Origin of the sequence: Peribacillus simplex NBRC 15720 = DSM 1321 (genome assembly GCF_002243645.1) — a bacterium.
GTDB lineage: Bacteria > Bacillota > Bacilli > Bacillales > DSM-1321 > Peribacillus > Peribacillus simplex.
In genome coordinates, this window is the sequence record NZ_CP017704.1 from 2,240,872 (window position 1) to 2,259,365 (window position 18,494).

Sequence of the window (18,494 nt, forward strand, 5' to 3'; positions counted from 1 at the left end):
GAGGTTCTCCCAGGGTTAAAATTTGTGTTTACTTCGTTTGATGATTGGAAATAACATAATAAATCTTTTTGCCATAACTAAAATTCCTTTATCCACTCCCCTGCCCCTTTTGTTACATAAGAAAAAGAGCTGCCAAAGCAACTCTCTTATTGAAGTAAAGTATCTGTCTCAAATTCAAGAACGGTTATTGAGAAATGATTGTCTCTTTTTTTGTCACTTTCTATCACTGCCAGTTTGTGTGAAAGACTCCTGCTAAATCACGTCGTTCATAGGTATGTGCTCCAAAATAATCACGTTGTGCTTGCAAAAGGTTAGCATTTGAGATGCCTGTTCGATAACTATCGTAATAAGTAAGTGACGCGCTTAAACATGGAAACGAGATACCAGAATTTATTCCCTCACAGACAACCTTTCGCAATCCTACCTGGTAACCTGTAACCTTTTCAGCAAAATATGGTGAGATTAATAAATTAGCCAGATTCGGCTGCTTTTGATAGGCTTCGCTAATGACGTTTAAAAATTCGGCACGAATGATGCAACCACCGCGGAAAATCAGCGCAATATCCTTTAAAGGCAATTCCCAGCCGTAAAGTTCAGAAGACATTTTATATTGAGTGAAACCTTGTGCGTATGCACAAACTTTTCCCATATATAATGCTTGTCTAATATAGTCAACCCACTCATTTTTATCTAATTTTTGCTGAACGTTCTCAGGGCCTGTTAGAATATTTTCTGCATTAACCCGTTCTTCTTTTAAAGCAGAAATGTAACGAGCAAACAAAGACTCTGTAATAATCGATGCTGGTATTCCGTTATCAATAGCTTGCATGCTGGTCCATTTACCTGTGCCTTTTTGTCCTGCTTTATCAAGAATCACATCGATCAAGGGTAAGCCCGTTACTTCATCTTTTTTCCTTAAAATTTCGGCTGTGATTTCGATTAAATAACTTTTCAGTTCGCCTTGATTCCATGTTTCAAAGATGTCAGCAATTTCATTAACTTCTAAATGCAACTTTTCTCTTAAAAACGTATAAGCTTCGGCGATTAATTGCATATCTGCATACTCAATCCCGTTATGTACCATTTTTACAAAATGACCTGCTCCTTTTGGACCGATATAGGTACAGCAAGGGTCATCATTTACTTTTGCTGCGATTTTTGTCAGAATTGGAGCTACTTTTTCATAGGCGTCTTTATCTCCACCTGGCATGATTGAAGGTCCTTTTAACGCCCCGACTTCTCCACCAGAAATACCAATTCCTAAATAACTGATTCCTTTAGATTTCAATTCATCATATCTGCGTTCAGTATCTTCGTAATGAGAGTTACCGCCGTCCATGATAATATCGCCTGATTCAAGATGAGGAAGTAATGAATTGATCACCGAGTCGATCGGTTTACCCGCAGTCACCATTAGAAAAATCTTTCTTGGAGTTTCCAGTGACTGAACAAAGTCCTGGATTTCGTAATACGGATGAAGCGACTGACTGTCTAAATTAGCAACAAGCTGATCCGTTAAATCTCTTGTGTAGTTATAGACAGCTACTTGTTCCCCTTTACTAGCCATATTTAAAGCGATATTACTGCCCATGACCCCTAAACCAATGACACCAATTGTATTGAACATTTATTTCTGCTCCTTTTATGTAAGAATAATAGGCAGCAAATCCCTTCCATAAGTGGGGGATTTACTGCCGGGAAAAGCCTATACAAATAAGCTTAGTAATAGAATAAATCCTAATCCAGCTACTGAAATAATCGTCTCAAGCAAGGTCCATGTTGCAAATGTTTCTTTCATGCTTAAACCAAAATATTCTTTAAACATCCAGAAACCAGCATCGTTAACGTGTGAAGCGATTAAACTTCCCGCTCCTGTAGCAAGTACAACTAGAGCAAGGTTAACGTCCGTCTGACCTAACATCGGAATAACTAAACCAGCTGTCGTTAAAGCGGCAACGGTAGCAGATCCTAAGGAAATACGGAGGATTGCCGCGATGATCCAGGCAAGCAAGATTGGTGATAATGATGTTCCTTTGAATAATTCAGCTACATAGTCACCTACACCGCCGTCGATCAATACTTGCTTGAAGGCTCCGCCGCCCCCTATGATTAAGAGCATCATTCCGATATGCAAGATTGCTGATGTACAAGATTCCATAATATCTTTCATTGGAATCTTTCTTGCTAATCCCATTGAATAGACCGCAAATAATAAGGAAAGCAACATGGAAGTACCGGCTTCACCAATAAAACGGATAGCTGCTAGTGCACCATTGTCTTCAAAGCCCATTGTTTTTTGCATCAAAGTGATAATCGTAGCAATTGACATTAATATAACCGGAAGTAAAGCGGTAAATACACTGATTCCAAATCCAGGTGTATCTTCAAGTTTAAAAGATTTTTGTTCTCCTAAAGAGGCAATGCTGCCTGTTTTCGTAAATGATTCAGGTACTAATCTTTTAGCTATCTTCGTAAATACTGGTCCAGCTAAAATAACGGTTGGAACCGCAATAATGAAGCCGTAAAGTAAAACCTGGCCAATGTCTGCACCATATTCACCAGCGATAACGGTTGGTCCTGGATGCGGCGGTAAGAAACCGTGAGTTACGGATAATGCCGCTACCATTGGAATACCAAGATATAATATCGAAACTTTTAATTCTCTAGAAATGGCAAATACGATTGGAATTAATAATACTAATCCCACTTCAAAAAATAACGCGACACCGATAATAAATGATGCTGCTACGACCGCCCATTGAATATTCTTTTCACCGAATTTTTTAACAAGGGTCATGGCAATGCGCTGCGCGCCGCCTGAATCTGCGATTAACTTACCCAACATCGCTCCAAGACCAAAGATCAACGCTAAGTGACCAAGTGTTCCGCCTAGTCCAGCTTCAATGGTTTTGACAATTCCATCAAGTGGCATCCCAAGTGCTAAAGCAACTCCAAACGATACAATGATTAAGGAAATAAAGGTGTTTAATTTTAAGCCCATTATTAAAATTAATAAAGCGACAATTCCTAAAGCGACAATAACTAATGGCATTGTAATTCCTCCTTGTCTTTACTTTGTAGCATTTATTAAGTTTCTTTGATAATTCGCAATCTGTGTATATTCGTTTCCCAATACCCTTGATAGGTTAATAAAAATCGGCAGTAGTTGCCTATATTCTTTTACAGAATCATCTTTCGGTGTGTGCTTGTGGGTATTGCCTATCATTTCAGAAACTACCTCGAAGGAATCAATTTCCCCGGTGGCATATAATCCTAATATACAAGCACCTAGGCACGAACTTTCGTAGCTTTCTGGAACCACGACTTCCGATTCGAAGATATCGGACATCATTTGCCGCCAAACAGCCGACCTTGCGAAGCCTCCCGTAGCTTGAATTCGGGTCACGGGACCGTCCATGCATTCGGTTAAGGCTAAAAATACTGTGTATAAATTGTAAATGACTCCTTCTAGAGCCGCTCGAATCATATGTTCTTTCTTATGCGACAGTGTTAATCCGAAAAATGAACCCCGTACGTCTGGATTCCATAATGGTGCACGTTCACCTGCAAGATATGGATGGAATAGCAATCCATCAGCGCCTGGTCTTACACGTTCGGCAATCTTGGTTAAGACTTCATAAGCGTCGATTCCGAGCCTTTTAGCTGTTTCTACCTCGGAAGAAGCAAACTCATCGCGAATCCAGCGAAGGACCATCCCTCCATTGTTTACCGGCCCGCCAATCACCCAATGCTTTTCCGTTAAGGCATAGCAAAAGATTCTTCCTTTTTCGTCTGTTTTCGGCTCGTCAATAATCGTCCGAATCGCACCGCTTGTCCCAATCGTGACAGCGATTTCGCCTTTCCGGATAGCGTTTACACCTAGATTTGAAAGGACACCATCACTTGCCCCAATGACAAAAGAGGTTTGTGGATCAATCCCAATTTGTTTGGCTAAATCCGGGTCACAGTTGTTAAAGATCTTTGTTGTTGGTACGAGTTCAGATAATTGACCACGCGTTATTCCAGCAATTCTTAAAGCTTCCTCATCCCAATCCAAGTTTTTGAGATTCAACATGCCCATGGATGAAGCAAGGGAATAATCGACAACATATTGATCAAAGAACTTTTTAAAGATATATTCTTTAATCCCGATATACTTTTTAACATTAGTTGCGATCTCTGGGTGATCATTCACAATCCAGGTGATTTTGGATAATGGAGACATCGGGTGTATCGGTGTTCCGGTTCGTTTGTAAACTTCATGCCCATCTAATTCATCTTTTATTTTATGGGCCCAAGCTTCACTGCGATTATCTGCCCAAGTGATACAACGGGTTAGCGGCTGGTCATTTTCATCCATAGCTATAACACTATGCATCGCACTGCTAAATGAAATAAATGATATCTTTTTATCTGGATGCTGTTTCGTTATATTTGAAAAGGCTTTCAGAACAGCCTGGAAAATCTCCTCAGGGTCTTGTTCCGCTGTTGTCATATCCGGTGTGTAAAGAGGATAACCAACATTCTCTTGCTGAATGACATCGCCTTTTTTCGTAAATAATACAGCTTTTGTACTTGTTGTACCGATGTCTACACCTAACATATAGCTAGTCATTTTCTTGTTCGACTCCTTTTGAAAGCATCTGTTGGGCCATCCATAAGTCTTCAACTTCCCCTTGAACATCATCAAAGTTTACATGTAACGACTTAATCATGAGGTCTCGATCTTTTGTTCTGATTGCATCAATATAAAGTTGATGATTATTAATGATCCGTGTAAAGTCTTCATACTTTTCTTTAAAACGACAACGCATGGATAGAAGAATCAAACTTTCCATCACAGGTTTTAAATTATCCCAGATCATCAGAATGTAGGAATGATTGATGGACCGAATAATTGTTTCGTGGAACAGGACATCCTGATAGGAAAACTCATCAGCATCTCTGTATTTTATGGAAATTTTCATCATTTCCAGTATTTTACTAAGTTCCATTACTAATTCATTCGTGTCCACCCTTACTAGACGTTCAAATACAAACGTCTCGATGAGTATCCGTACATCATATATTTCTGCATATTTTTTTTCTGTTAAACCAATGACAACCGCACCCATTCTTTCTAATCGGATGATATTTTCAGATGCCAGTATTTTTAACGCTTCACGAACTGGTGAGCGGCTAACACCAAAATCGGCAGCTAATTTATTTTCAGATAGGATGGTACCGCTTTCAATCATCCCCGAAATAATACGCATTCTAAGCTCGGATGTTACACGATCACCAGCTGAAGCTTTTGAAAGCCATTTTACAGGATAAAGAAATTCCTTTGATTCAACCATAAATTCACCTTCTTGTAGAGTTCAAGTACACTTGTATACAAGTATTATAATAAAAAAAAATAATGAATAATGCAAGCTTTTTGAATTTAACTAGACTCTTGATAATATAAGGTTAAAAAAATAGAAACATAGAAATATAATATCCTGTTAACTTTGGGTTTAAGCAGCTACTCCGAACAACTTATGAATGAATTCAACCTCATTTTGGGCAGACTTTGCCCGTTGATGAGGTTGTTTTTTTTTTAACCCTATGCATAGCTTCGATACCACCCAAAATATATATGGCTGTTCGAAACGATTTTAATCCCCAAATGGCAAGGATCCGTTTTTATAAAACGATGATCTTGTTCCACAATGTTGTTCAGATACTGCAGTTCAAAGTCAGCCCTTTTTTATGGTTTTTTTAGAAACTAGTATCATTTAACACTTTTGCCGTACTGTTCATGGATCCAGAAGCGTTTTCCTGCCATATTGTAGGTGTTCTTCAATATTTCGAACTACTTCTTCCGTGTTGCCTTTTTCCAGGGCCTCTACAATTAATACGTGTTCATCATATGTTTGCTTTAGGCGATCTATTTTTTTCTTTAATACTTCTTTCCCGTAAAATTTCAGCTTTTCTCTAATGCTTTTAAACATCTCTAACATTTGTTCATTTTATTAAACTCCATTATTCTAAGATGGAACCTCATATCGTATTCAAGTGCTGAATAGGAATCTTCATTTTTTATATACTCGTATTGCTTGTTTAAGATGTCATATAGTTCTTCGAGTTGGTGTTTTTCAATACTATGTGAAAGCTTTCGTAACGCAAATGTTTCAAGTGCAATTCGTATTTCATACACTTCATTGACTTGTTTTACAGAAATATCACATATATAGATACCTTGCTTTGGATGAATACGAACCAATCCATCATGTTCTAAACGCTGAAGGGCTGACCGAATAGGAGTCCTGCTCATTTCTAACCCTACTATCAAAGCTAAAGTCAACTCTTACTGACCTATTACTAGTAAAGTAAAAAATCAAGCCATCATAAAAATATATCTTTGCAACTTTAGCTGAAAATCCTGCAATAATTACTGCATAGATATCAATTTTACCCAATAAGTGTGCCTGGCTACGAATTTAGTCATATTTACTCTTTTCAATATACTTATGTTTTACTACATCTTTTAGAAGCTTCTAATTTTGTCGATATCTACTCAGAATTTGTAGTTATTTCTCGGGAAATTGTTGAAATTTGAAAATAGTGATTCTGAATGGTTGGAACAAAAGAATTTACACTTTTGATTTGATTGCCTTAGGTTTAATAGTTATTAACGCAAATTAACACCTCAATATCGTAAAAGAGACTAAAAAAAAGGTAATGAAACCTTTTTCTTATTGAAGTAATGTTTCGTAATGGTTTTTTGTTGTTCAGTTTTAAGATATGACATATCGTTTGTCAGTTAGATGTTCATTTCACGCGTAGCTGCGAGTTCATTGGTTAAAAAATGAAGCTCTCTTTTAATTAAATGAGAACATGGGTTAATTTGTCATATGTATCGGGTATCGCTATCCCTGTTTTATTGGTTCCATCTAATCTTTCTTTTTCTTGATAAAATTGTCTTTAGCTCTATCGTTTAGGGGGGCCATATCGCGTAACGCTTTAAGCGTTTCGATATCGGATTGAACGAAGATGTATTAATTTCCATATTTTAACAATAAATATCCATTTCGCTCTAAATTTTAAACATACTTTCGAACATTGATTTTGCATCTCCACTTCTTTGCCACTTCATTGGAAGAGGATGCTCATTCATTCGGATGTATATCCTGTCGCATATCGGACCTCCCTTTCTATTAAAGATGAAGGTTCTCTGGATTTATTTTCATGTTATATCGCCCAGCGATACGAAACACAAAAAAGAACCGATAAGCCTCTTTCTTGAGGAACACTATTAAGGACATGGATCTTGCTGGAGCTGGGAAACCGTTGTTTTAAGCTGAGACATATCGTTTGTCAGTGGACGTTCATTTCACGCGTAGCTGCGAGTTCATTGGTTAAAACAATTAAAATCTCTTTTATTTGTTTGGAATTATGGGTTAAGTTGTCATATATATCGGGTATCGCTATCTCTGTTTCATTAGATTCATCTAATCCATCTTTTTGTAGATACACAAGGTCTTTAGCTGTACCCTCTAGGGACTTGTCCGTATCGCGTAGCGCTATGTGCGATTCGAAGTCAGATTGAATAAAGATAGGCAACCTTAAAAACTCATATCCGTTTCGTTCTAGTTTTAACCATACTTTTGAACAGTGGGAGTTGCATCCCCACTGCTTCTTCCACTCCTTAGAAAAGAATACTCGTTCATTTGGATGTATATCATGTTTGCATATCGAACGCCGTTTTTCTATTAAACCTAAAGGTTTCGAATCTATTAGCAAGTTATATCGCCCAGCGATATGAAACACACAAAAAAAGAACCGATCAATCCCTGTCTGGAGCAACTCTAGTAAGGATGACTCTTATTTTTGAATGCAAGTACTTAACCGCCTCAACTCTCATTTTATCAAACTGCCTTTTTTGCTTGCTTCAAATTGTGTATTTTGTTTTAGATGCATATCGCTTAAACAAATCTCCAATGAATTTCAATTAAGCCTTCGTTTGCCTTTGGTAGAACGTCCGATACATTGGTATCGCCGAGCTCTTACATAGCAGGCACCAAATCCTGTAAAGTCGAAATATTCTTTCTTAATTCTGTGTTTCAGCTACGCGAATCATATATGGCACTATGATTTTTTATAAGTTTTGTGGATTCGCATCTCAATGCTTTTATCCATCATTATTTATTTAAAAAAGATTTATCAAATGTTTCTACATAAATACACAGCTAGGCTAAAAAACAGTCACCTTATTTTTTGAATATGGAGAAAAGCCCCCGCCATTTTTCGGAACGTTTTTGTATAGTTACTTCTAAACGTTTATTAAATTCATTTTGTGAACTCCATTCTTTTTTCTGTTCGTCCCGCATATTTTGTATTTCTTTTTGTAAGAGTTCACTTTTTTGTTTTTCTTGTTCCAACAATGTTTCGTAATGGGTATTTTGTTGTTCAGTTAATTGTTCAATCTTAGTATTAGTTCTTTGCGCTGAATTTCCAATACTAGAACTTATAACATGATGATCTTGCTGGAGCCGGGAAACCTTTGTTTTAAGCTGTGACATATCGTTTGTCAGTTGGACATTCATTTCACGTGTGGCTGCGAGTTCATTGACTAAAAACATTAAGACCTCGTTTAATTGATTAGGGTCGTGGGGTAAATTTTCATATGTATCGGGTATCGCTATCTGTGTTTCATTGGATCCTTCTAATCTTTCTTTTTGTTGATATACAAGGTCTTTAGCTGTATCGTCTAAGGGCTTGTCCGTATCGCGTAGCGCTATAAGAGCTACGATGTCAGATTGAACAAAGATACGCCGATCTCCATCTTTCAAAAACTCATATCCATTCCGCTCTAAGATTTGACCATACTTTCGAACAGTGGGAGTTGCAATCCCCACTTCTTCTGCCACTTCCTTGGAAGAGAAAGCTCGTTCATTCAATTGTATATCACGTCGCATATCGGACCTCTTTTCTATAACTAGTTGTATCTGTAGTCTACCTGACCTTAAATTTTCTGTCTAGATAAGTATAGCCTATCCAGAAGTTGTTAGGGATACCGATAAGATTTCCTTTTCCTTTCTTCTGTTTTCATTGGTACTTTATTTCCCTAAGACTAAGTTTAAATAAGAGTTCTCTGGAAACTCCTCTGTAATTTAATTAAAAACTGACTACATCAAAGATATAGTCAGTTTTGTCACCACTTATAAAAAAAAGCCTCTATGTTTTGAATTTCACAATTCTTTGCTAGTTTCAGAAATGTATCCCAGTTCTATATCTTCCAACAACCTAGAATAATTCACTTTTGTATAATTTGATACATCCACTTCATATAATTTCCCTAATTCAAACGTGTCATATCCTCTTGTTGTACATCTATTAATAAATTCCTCATAGGTCAATAAATTATCTGCATTACTTCTATTAGCTAAATGATCCCCTTTTTTGTAGGAAGTTACGATATGACTCAAATGCCTTGTCGGATCCAAATCTCGCTTTTTTTGCCGTTCAAACAAAACATCTAAATCTGCAATTAACCGAATAGTAACGACCTCATAACCATATTTATCTACTAATTGCTGAATATGAGGTTTTTGTTTCTGACTAAAAGGATAATCAGACATGATATTGTCGCCTACTTGCATTTGCTGTTCCATTATTTCATAGTACTTCGCCCATGCTATCTTTTCTATCTTCTGCTTTTCTTCTAAATTACGATAACCATACATATCACAAAAATATTCTTTCAAGTCATCCTGAGAAAGATTATAAAATGACCCTAATTTACTATTGATGATATTACTCAAGTAGGTTTTCCCTGTTCCTGGTAAACCTGCTAATAAGATTAAGGCTTTATCCATCTTACCACCTCATAATCTAACGAATAAAGAAAGAGTACTAGGAATTCCCCGTACTCTCTTTATTAGCCATCCTCTCCAACTCTATTGAAAAAGGCTAATGAGCTTTTTTTGTAATTATTTTACTTGAAGGGTACGGTCTTCTTTATTCATGAAGATTCCTATTTTATGTTTGACAATTTCTTTTACTGCCTGATTACATGGAATAATATTATGTCGTAATGATTTAGTTACTTTTGTTTCTCCGAATGTTTCTTTCGCTGTTTTCGTCCATGCTACTAACAACTCAGTACCTACATTAAATTTACGAATCCCATTATTAATTAATTCATGAATATCCATTTCATTAACACCTGTACCTCCATGAATAACTAAAGGTACATCTACTACAGCATTGATTTCTTTTAATAGTGGTAGATTTACTTCTGTTTTAGATTTATATTGACCATGATTAGTACCGATTGCAATGGCCAAAGCATCAACCCCTGTTGCTTTAACAAACTCTTCTGCATCTTTTGGGTCAGTATAAACCTTATCATCCTCATCTACATGAATCCCTTCTTCAGTACCGCCAATTGTCCCTAGTTCTCCCTCTACTGAAACACCATATTTGTGTGCATATTCTACTACTGCTCTTGTTTTCATAATGTTCTCTTTGAATGGTAAATGAGAACCATCAAACATCACTGATGTATATCCTTTATTGATTGCCTCTTTAATATCATCAAAATCCCTTGCATGGTCTAAATGCAATACCACATCTACCATTTCATTTGTGGCCATAGTTTTACATACAGCAACAAAATTTTCATGACCAATGTATTTCGCAGTATCTATACTTGTTTGAATAATAATTGGTGCTCCTTGCTCTTTTGCTGCACGTATCATATCAGGTAACATCTCTAAATTATGTGCATTAAATGAACCAACTGTATAATTCAATTCTTCAGCCCTAAGTGTTACTTCTTTTAATGTTATATACATGATCAATTACTCTCCCTTTATACTAATCTTTTATTTTCTTCCTTATCGAACACCACGCGTAACCTCTTTAGAAACTTGCATCATTTGATCCATTTTCTTTAGATATATCTGTAATAATTCTTCATCATTCACTTTTGCTGCTTCTGCACGCTTCTTGTTATAAAGTTTTAATAAAGTTTTGTAACCATCGCCTAATGACTTTTTAGCCTGAATACTTTTTTCTAACGAATCAATAGCATTATCTTCTTCACCAAGTTCATTAAATGCTAGGCCAATCTCCTCATGAATTTTTGCTTGTTCTTCTCCAACTGTTTGATTTACTTCTTCCTTTTTAATGGAGATGGTACGTACTAACTTTTCTTTTCGTTCTACTGTTAACACTACCTTTTCGGTTGTTTCTTTTTTCGGTTCTTTAGGTTTTTTCTTACCAAATCCAAACATTACTTGAACCTCCTTTTCTCTTTCCACATCCTAGAAAGCTTTTAAAAGTGGACCAATGAGCCATGCATATAGTAAAGCAGCTGTTACTGTATCAACATCTGTAGCTGTTGCATTGACAAATCCCATAGAATTGAAAGTCGTTACTAACAGTGCTGGTAATAATGTAATGAAGAAACCATGTACAATACCACCAATAATTGCACCGCGAATACCACCTGTTAAGTTACCGAAGATACCGGCAGTCCCACCCGCGAAGAAGGCTGTCAGAATACCTGGTAAGATCATTGCCAACCCAAAGACTGGTAATACAAACATTGCAATAATTGAACCTATAGTAGTTGTGATAAACCCTACAATGACTGCATTAGGGCTAAATGGAAATAGGACTGGACAATCTAATGCAGGCTTTGCATTTGGAACCAACCGCATGGCAATCCCTCTAAATGCCGGAACAATTTCACCTAGTAATAAGCGAACCCCTGCTAATAATACATACACTCCAACTACGAATTGGATAGATTGTAAGAAAGCAAACATTAAATAGTTTGTATTTTCCGATAATTTAGAAGCGAACTCTTCACCTGCGAACGCTGCTGTAATAATATAAAGAGGAGTCATTACCACCATCAAAGATAGATAGGTATCTTGTAAGAATTCAAATTGAGCTGGTAATTTCAAATCTTCAACAGATTTTTTCTTTTCGCCTTTTCCCCCAACTAGTTTTGCTACACCGGCTTCAAACACATACCCAACCGTACAAAAGTGTCCTAATGCAATATCATCCATACCAGTAATCTTACGAACAAATGGTTGTGCAATCGCAGGCATTGCTACCGCAAAGACGCCCCCAATGAAACCGCCTACTAAAATCAATGCAACACCACGTAAACCTGCAAAGTAACCAAATACTGTTGTCATAGTAGCCATCCAAAGAATTGCCTGACCAGTTAAAAAGATGTATTTCCATTTAGTAAACCGGGCAATTAAAATATTAAAAACAAAGATAGCTAAGAAAGTTAGTGCGATATCACGACCCAAGCCTAACTCATTCATTGCTTGGCCATTAATGGCTTCAATCGAAGGAATAATCCCTTGCATATGGAAACCCTCTGTAAAAATTTGACCGAAATATATTAAACTACCAACTATAATGCTAGATCCGGCCGACAATACCATAAATCCTAACATCGTCTTTAACGAACCAGAAATAACTTGCCCTGTTGATTTCTTTTGCAAAATTAACCCCAACATAGCAATCAAAGCGATTGTGACTGATGCCTGTGTCAAAATATTCTCGATAATAAAGTTGACTACACCCATTTTCTCCCCCCATCTCTAGCTATCTCTATTTATTTCTAAACTAAAACGCCTTTTTCCCTTAATACCGGGGTGATTTTTTCTTCAATCTCTAGTTTAGATACAATATTTCTCAAATAAACAATTGTCGTTTGTTTTGGATCAACTGAAAATTTCTCAAATTGGGATTTAAAATTCTGTGCCGTAATAATAATATCGGGTTTTACTGAAACAGCAGACGAGATATCACTATGATCTAGCTTGGCATTGATACCTAACTTGCTTAATACATCCTCTGCCGCCATTTGACAAGCAAAACTGCTTCCTAAACCTGCTCCACATACAAATAAGATATTTACTTTTTTCATTTCACTCTCTCCTCTTTCGTTTTTTGGGTTATATAATTCATCTTCTCCTACTTGCATCTTCACCAATTGTAATAACCATAGCTTTCCTCATTCCATTACTTCACTTCCATATAACACCTGATTAAACATGGTTACATCTTGTGCTGTAATTAACTGGTCTAATTTCTCTTCATCATTAATTAACTCAATCAGATTTTTCATCACATTTAGATGCGAATAAGAATCCACTGCAGCTAGACAAAAAACAATTTTCACCGGATCATTATCCGGATTTCCGAAATTCACCGGTTCCTTTAACGTCATGACACTAATACCTAATTTATTTACTCCATCTTCTGGCCTTGCGTGTGCTAACGCTAAATGCTTCCCTACTACTATATAAGGCCCATACTCTTCCACAGATTTAATCATGGCGTTTATATATCGCTCTTCGATGACCTCTTCTGTTAACAATATCTGGGCAGATTTCGTAATCGCCTCTTTCCAGTCTTTACATTCTTGCTTTAGTAGAATGTTGGAATCCCTCAAAATATCCTGTAACATCGGCTGTATCTCCCTTGTATTAATATTTAAATGATGTTCTTTAAAAGTCTCTTCTACTTTCTGGTAGCTTTCCTTTGTTACCGTACCGCCGCTTTCTACAATTAACATCAGAATATCCTGCATTAGCTTTGTGGCATCTAACTTATTGGAAACGATCCTTCTCTTATTCTTATTTTTAAGTAAAAAATCTTTAATTTCCTTCTTATCACTTTCTCTTAATATTGGATTAAGCAATAATACGGGTTTTCTTGGATAATCAATTGAAATGGTCGTAAAAACTAAATCAACATCCAGCTTGTCAATAAAGGCTAATTCAAACGTACTCAATACTGCTACAATTTCGATATTGAATTGCTCTTTCAAATTCGCTGCCAATAACTTTCCAGTTGAAATCCCATGATTACAAAGCACAACCGCCTGATAAACATATTGTTCTTTCTGCTTTATCTGGCTGGCAGAAGTTGAAAAATAAACGGTCAAAAACCCGATCTCATCTTCTGATAATGGTTTTTTTATATAGTCCTCTATTTGCTTACTAAAGCAAGTGACTGCCTGATAAATCTCGGCAAAGGACTCCTTAATAGTGTCTTTCAACGGATTAAATACCTGTAAATCGTTCTTCGCCCTGCTTAATAACCCCGTGATATGCTTATACAAACCTTCATACAAATCTTCTTCTCTCTGAGAAAAGGGGATTCTGGTTACTTTTTCTACATGCTCAATTAATTGAATAGCTAATAATTGTGCGGTAACCCAATCGAATGAATTATTCATATCTTTTGGATTAAACGATTCGATTGTAAAGGTAGTATATTTTATTTCATTTAATGATGGATATAAGCCAAACTCCATACAGATGAAATCCACAAAATTTCTGACAGGATCTTCTTTTATCTCGGCTCTAACTTTGGCTAATTCCCTAAGGTTATTTCCTTCTTGCAACCGCCTTACCCATATACCTAAAAATAGAATGCTTTGATTTCGATATACATGATTAATCTCTACTCTAGACTTTTCAAAGACTTCGTCATAATGTTCTCCAATGACCCTCAAAGCACTTGTATCCAAATAATCAAGGATAAATTGATCTGCAAAGGTATTCACTGTATCCCTATCTCGGTACCCCAATAGGTTGGAAATATCTGTCACACTATTAATTACGTCGTACAACATAGTGCGTATTGATCGTTCATCTCCTTTTAATACAATGCCTTGCTTCGTTAAACTCACTACAGAAATCCCATATTCCTTTAAAAACTGACGAAGTCTTCTCATATCCTCATCCAATGTACTTTTCGATACCTGCAGTTTTTCTTCCATTTCAAAAAGCATTGTCGTTTTTGTGGTATCGGCAATATCTAAAAGTAAGGCAAGAAAACGTTCATTGGGCCTATAATAATCCGTTTCCCTATCATCACCCATTTTCAACAGGAGCTTTCCGCGGTCCACATCAGACAGGTCTAACTTCAACCCCTTTCCTCTTGTCGTCGTAATGAATGGATAATTATTTTCAGACAGATATTTATTAATCAGGACCAATTCGTTTCGAAAAGTACGCTCACTAATATTGAACTCTTTACTTAAATCCTCACAAGTCAAAAAGGTATTTACTTTCAAAAATCTGGTAAGTACTCGTTGAGACCGTTCTTTCATGATAGTAACCCCTTTCATAATTTGATTATAAATGGACATATTCAAATAGTTTAGTACATCTTTTTGCAACTTCAATCTGCAAAAATGTAAGCGTTAACAATTTTAGCAATCTACAAATCAAACATCCATCGAAAAAAGGGAAAACCTCCTTTGGATGATCCTTCACTAAGTTAAAAACATTTTTAATCCAACTTTCAACAGTTCACAACAATTAGGACATACAGATATTCAAATAACGATGTATGTTCACATGGCTGACAACAAAGAAGAAAGAGGCCTCCCACAGTAAACTGTGGGAGGCCTTTTTCTTTAAAATTAATATTCACATGTTAGGTGAGCATTCATTACTGAATCCTCGTTAAAAGTATTATGAAAACGGGTTACCATTATCATTTTTATTTTCACCTGCCTACAGCTGCACCATCACTTCTTGGATCGACACCACCATGAACAAAGCCTTGATCATCTATTAAAATTACATTTGCATGACCCATAACACCGTCAAATTCTTTTACTCTATTAACTAAATGTCCTGCTTTTGCTAGCTGTTCAATTACGTTAAGATTAACTCGTCCTTCTATTTTTAATTCTTGTGAATCAGCTCCCCATGTTCTTCCCCAAACAAATCTAGGTTCACTGATTGCTCTCCCGGGATCCATACCATAGTCAATCATTCTCGTGATGATGACAGTTTGGGTTTGCGGCTGTCCCTCCCCTCCTTGTGTACCGTACAGAATCCGCGGTCGTTCATTTTTTAATGCCATCGCTGGCATAAGGGTGTGGAAAGTTCTCTTATTTGGCTCTAGACAGTTTACATGCGATTCATCAAGTGAAAAGAATGACCCTCTATTTTGCATAATAATCCCCGTATTACCTGTTACGACCCCAGAGCCAAATTCGAAGTAAAGACTCTGAATAAAGGAAACCGCATTGCCTTCCTCATCCATAATGGCAGCATAAGCTGTATCACTACCGACTGATTGCGTTTGAATATCCCTTGCAATATGTAGATCAATTGAATCTGCGATTTCTTTCGCATAGGATTTACTTAATAATTGCTCTAAGGGAATGGAGTGAAAATCAGGATCTGTTAGTACTGCATTACGATCTTGAAAGGACCTTTTTAATGATTCTACTAATAAATGATAATATTCATAAGAACCTTCTGGTATTAAAGAAAGATCAAAATTCTCTAATATATTAAGAGCCATTAATCCGACAAACCCGTGTGAATTTGGAGGAACCTGGTATATTTGATACTCTCGATATGACGTTGAAAGCGGATCAGTCCACACACCTTGATGATTAGCGAAATCTTCCAGCGTTAACATTCCACCCTTTTCTTTTAAACTCGAAATAATTCGAGCTGCCAACTCTCCTTTATAAAAACCTTCTCTTCCATATCGAGCAAGATCTTTTAATGTAGTTGCTAGATTAGTTTGTACAAATCTTTCATTTAAATCAGGTATTCTTTCATTTGGTAAAAAAATTGCTGCTGTATCCGGATCAATCCGTAGTAAATCAGCATTTTTTACCGTATTTTCATGCTGATCCTTTGAAAAAGGAAAACCTATTGACGCATACTGAATGGCTGGCTCTAAAACTTCAGCTAAAGATAGTTGCCCATATTCTGTTAACACAGCATCCCAACTATCCACCATTCCAGGTACTGTAATGATACTTTCTACACCACGATGGGGAATTGATTTTTTCCCCTTAAATACTTCGCGTGTAAGTTTAGAACCTGAACGGCCACTCCCATTATAAGCACGAACCTTTTGATCCTTTACACTATATGTAAGCCAAAAGGAGTCACCACCAAGTCCCGTCATATGTGGATATACGACTGCTAAACAAGCGCTAACAGCTACTGCAGCATCAAATGCGTTTCCGCCTTTTTGGAGAATGGAATTTCCAGCTTGTGATGCAAGATAATGAGGACTAACTACCATTGTTTTGGATCCAACAATTGTTTTATTCATCATGCTGTTTCCTCCTTAGACAAGTTCATTGATTTTGAAGTAACGGCTGTTGCTTTTAAGCGTTTATCCGTAAAAATAAACAACATTGCTCCAATTAACAATAAACCTCCTGATAGATAAAAACCGAATTCTAGGCTCCCTGTTCTGTCAGCGAAATATCCAGTAATATAAGGGGCGAATATGGAAGAGAGCATTCCACTAAAGTTGAAAAATCCATATACTCTTGAATACATTGAAGAAGGAGTTATATCTGCCAGATAAGATATTAATACTGGATCAAGTGCCAACTTTCCAAGGAACCCATATAAGATTAATCCAATAAGAAGCAAGGAATAGTTTTCAATATATGGAATTGCAAACTGACAACCAGCTCCCGCAACTGCTAATATGATAATAAGTGGTTTTTTGCTTTTTATTTTGTCTGACAAGTAACCAAAGATAATTGCTCCTGGTATTGAAGCCCATGGTACCAACGATGCGATGATTCCTGTTTGTGAAGCTTCAACTCCACGCGTTGTTTGTAAATAGTAAGGGAGCCATGTCAGCATTCCAAAAAATCCATACAATGAACAAAAGATTAAAATATATACCAATATATGATTTTTTGTAAATAATTGTTTTATACTACCTTTTTCTCGTATTACCTGTTTTTGTTTCTTTTCTTGTTTTTGATTGTCTCGTACAAATAGTCCAATTAAAATCGCAACAATGATAGTAGGTATAGCAAAAACATAAAATGGAAATTGCCATCCTTTATTTAAAGTATATGTAAAATAACTCGATGCAATAAATCCAAGAGAAATACCAAAGGCCATTCCACTATTTATAAGTGCAGAAATTAGTCCCCTATATTTTTTAGGAGTTATACTTGATGAAATTCCATATTGTGAACCATAATATGTACCTTCGCCAAGACCTGTTAACGCACGCATTAATAGAAAAATACCAAAGCTTGCAGCTAGTCCACTAAAATATGTTCCAACACCGAATAGTATATATCCAATAACTAAAACTCTCACTCTTCCAAACTTATCTGCTAAAAATCCAGTTGGAATTTGCATAAGTGCATAAGCGGCAAAAAATACAGTCGACATTAACCCTAATTGAGAATTATCAAGTCCCCATTCATCACCAATACTCCCCATAACTGGCGAAAGTATGTTTCGATCAGCATACATAAAAACCCAACCTAAAAAGAAAAGAAAAATAACAATTGCTGGATGTGTTTTTTTCATTCATATCCCCCTTAAGTTTTCCTAATATTGGGGTTATTATAACAACAAACATTACAGGAAAAGTCGTTTATGTTAGGCTTCCTTACATGGTTTTTTCGCATTATGAAATTAATATAACTATTTCATATCCGTTTCGAAAGAGTTTTTCATATT

General features: G+C 36.4%; 16 protein-coding genes and 1 pseudogene. All 17 read right to left on the bottom strand.

Going from position 1 to position 18,494, the window contains the following annotated elements:
* Nucleotides 1-223: 223 nt before the first annotated feature.
* Complete coding sequence (gene gnd, locus BS1321_RS10550) at nucleotides 224-1,627, bottom strand: decarboxylating NADP(+)-dependent phosphogluconate dehydrogenase (protein WP_063235557.1); 1,404 nt, start codon at nucleotides 1,625-1,627, stop codon at nucleotides 224-226.
* A 78-nt stretch (nucleotides 1,628-1,705) separates the two neighbouring features.
* Nucleotides 1,706-3,052, bottom strand: a complete 1,347-nt coding sequence (locus tag BS1321_RS10555; protein WP_063235558.1) for a GntP family permease — start codon at nucleotides 3,050-3,052, stop codon at nucleotides 1,706-1,708.
* Between the two features lie 18 nt (nucleotides 3,053-3,070).
* Entirely contained in the window at nucleotides 3,071-4,615 is a 1,545-nt protein-coding gene (gene gntK / locus BS1321_RS10560; RefSeq protein WP_063235559.1) for a gluconokinase, read from the bottom strand.
* A complete protein-coding gene (locus BS1321_RS10565; RefSeq protein WP_063235561.1) occupies nucleotides 4,608-5,339 on the bottom strand; it encodes a GntR family transcriptional regulator in 732 nt (243 codons plus the stop codon). Before BS1321_RS10565 ends, gntK begins: the two co-directional genes overlap by 8 nt.
* Before the next feature lie 159 nt (nucleotides 5,340-5,498).
* A pseudogene (locus BS1321_RS28140) lies at nucleotides 5,499-5,716 on the bottom strand (DDE-type integrase/transposase/recombinase); the annotation flags it as partial.
* A gap of 64 nt (nucleotides 5,717-5,780) precedes the next feature.
* Nucleotides 5,781-5,984, bottom strand: coding sequence for an FCD domain-containing protein (locus BS1321_RS28750; protein ID WP_081113059.1), 204 nt, complete (start codon nucleotides 5,982-5,984; stop codon nucleotides 5,781-5,783).
* Nucleotides 5,978-6,298, bottom strand: a complete 321-nt coding sequence (locus BS1321_RS10580; RefSeq protein ID WP_063235563.1) for a GntR family transcriptional regulator — start codon at nucleotides 6,296-6,298, stop codon at nucleotides 5,978-5,980. Before BS1321_RS10580 ends, BS1321_RS28750 begins: the two co-directional genes overlap by 7 nt.
* Nucleotides 6,299-7,341: 1,043 nt before the next feature.
* Nucleotides 7,342-7,767, bottom strand: coding sequence for a hypothetical protein (locus BS1321_RS10585; protein ID WP_155726519.1), 426 nt, complete (start codon nucleotides 7,765-7,767; stop codon nucleotides 7,342-7,344).
* Nucleotides 7,768-8,234: 467 nt separating this feature from the next.
* Nucleotides 8,235-8,942: an SH3 domain-containing protein gene (locus BS1321_RS10590; protein WP_063235566.1), complete on the bottom strand. Its 708-nt coding sequence runs from the start codon at nucleotides 8,940-8,942 to the stop codon at nucleotides 8,235-8,237.
* 273 nt (nucleotides 8,943-9,215) lie between these two features.
* Nucleotides 9,216-9,842: a P-loop nucleotide/nucleoside kinase family protein gene (locus BS1321_RS10595; RefSeq protein ID WP_063235567.1), complete on the bottom strand. Its 627-nt coding sequence runs from the start codon at nucleotides 9,840-9,842 to the stop codon at nucleotides 9,216-9,218.
* 114 nt (nucleotides 9,843-9,956) lie between these two features.
* The gene (locus BS1321_RS10600) at nucleotides 9,957-10,823 is read right to left on the bottom strand and encodes a class II fructose-bisphosphate aldolase (RefSeq protein WP_063235569.1); all 867 of its coding nucleotides are present in this window, start codon (nucleotides 10,821-10,823) and stop codon (nucleotides 9,957-9,959) included.
* A 42-nt stretch (nucleotides 10,824-10,865) separates the two neighbouring features.
* Nucleotides 10,866-11,264, bottom strand: coding sequence for a hypothetical protein (locus BS1321_RS10605; protein WP_063235570.1), 399 nt, complete (start codon nucleotides 11,262-11,264; stop codon nucleotides 10,866-10,868).
* A gap of 30 nt (nucleotides 11,265-11,294) precedes the next feature.
* Nucleotides 11,295-12,584 carry a PTS sugar transporter subunit IIC gene (locus BS1321_RS10610; protein ID WP_063235571.1) on the bottom strand — a complete coding sequence of 430 codons (1,290 nt, stop codon included), beginning with the start codon at nucleotides 12,582-12,584 and terminating at the stop codon, nucleotides 11,295-11,297.
* Between the two features lie 35 nt (nucleotides 12,585-12,619).
* A complete protein-coding gene (locus tag BS1321_RS10615; RefSeq protein WP_063235572.1) occupies nucleotides 12,620-12,928 on the bottom strand; it encodes a PTS sugar transporter subunit IIB in 309 nt (102 codons plus the stop codon).
* A gap of 87 nt (nucleotides 12,929-13,015) precedes the next feature.
* Entirely contained in the window at nucleotides 13,016-15,124 is a 2,109-nt protein-coding gene (locus BS1321_RS10620; protein ID WP_063235574.1) for a BglG family transcription antiterminator, read from the bottom strand.
* A 401-nt stretch (nucleotides 15,125-15,525) separates the two neighbouring features.
* The gene (gene ggt / locus BS1321_RS10625) at nucleotides 15,526-17,106 is read right to left on the bottom strand and encodes a gamma-glutamyltransferase (RefSeq protein ID WP_063235593.1); all 1,581 of its coding nucleotides are present in this window, start codon (nucleotides 17,104-17,106) and stop codon (nucleotides 15,526-15,528) included.
* On the bottom strand, nucleotides 17,106-18,341 hold the full coding sequence (locus BS1321_RS10630) for an MFS transporter (RefSeq protein WP_063235575.1): 1,236 nt from the start codon (nucleotides 18,339-18,341) through the stop codon (nucleotides 17,106-17,108). Before BS1321_RS10630 ends, ggt begins: the two co-directional genes overlap by 1 nt.
* Nucleotides 18,342-18,494: the final 153 nt, after the last annotated feature.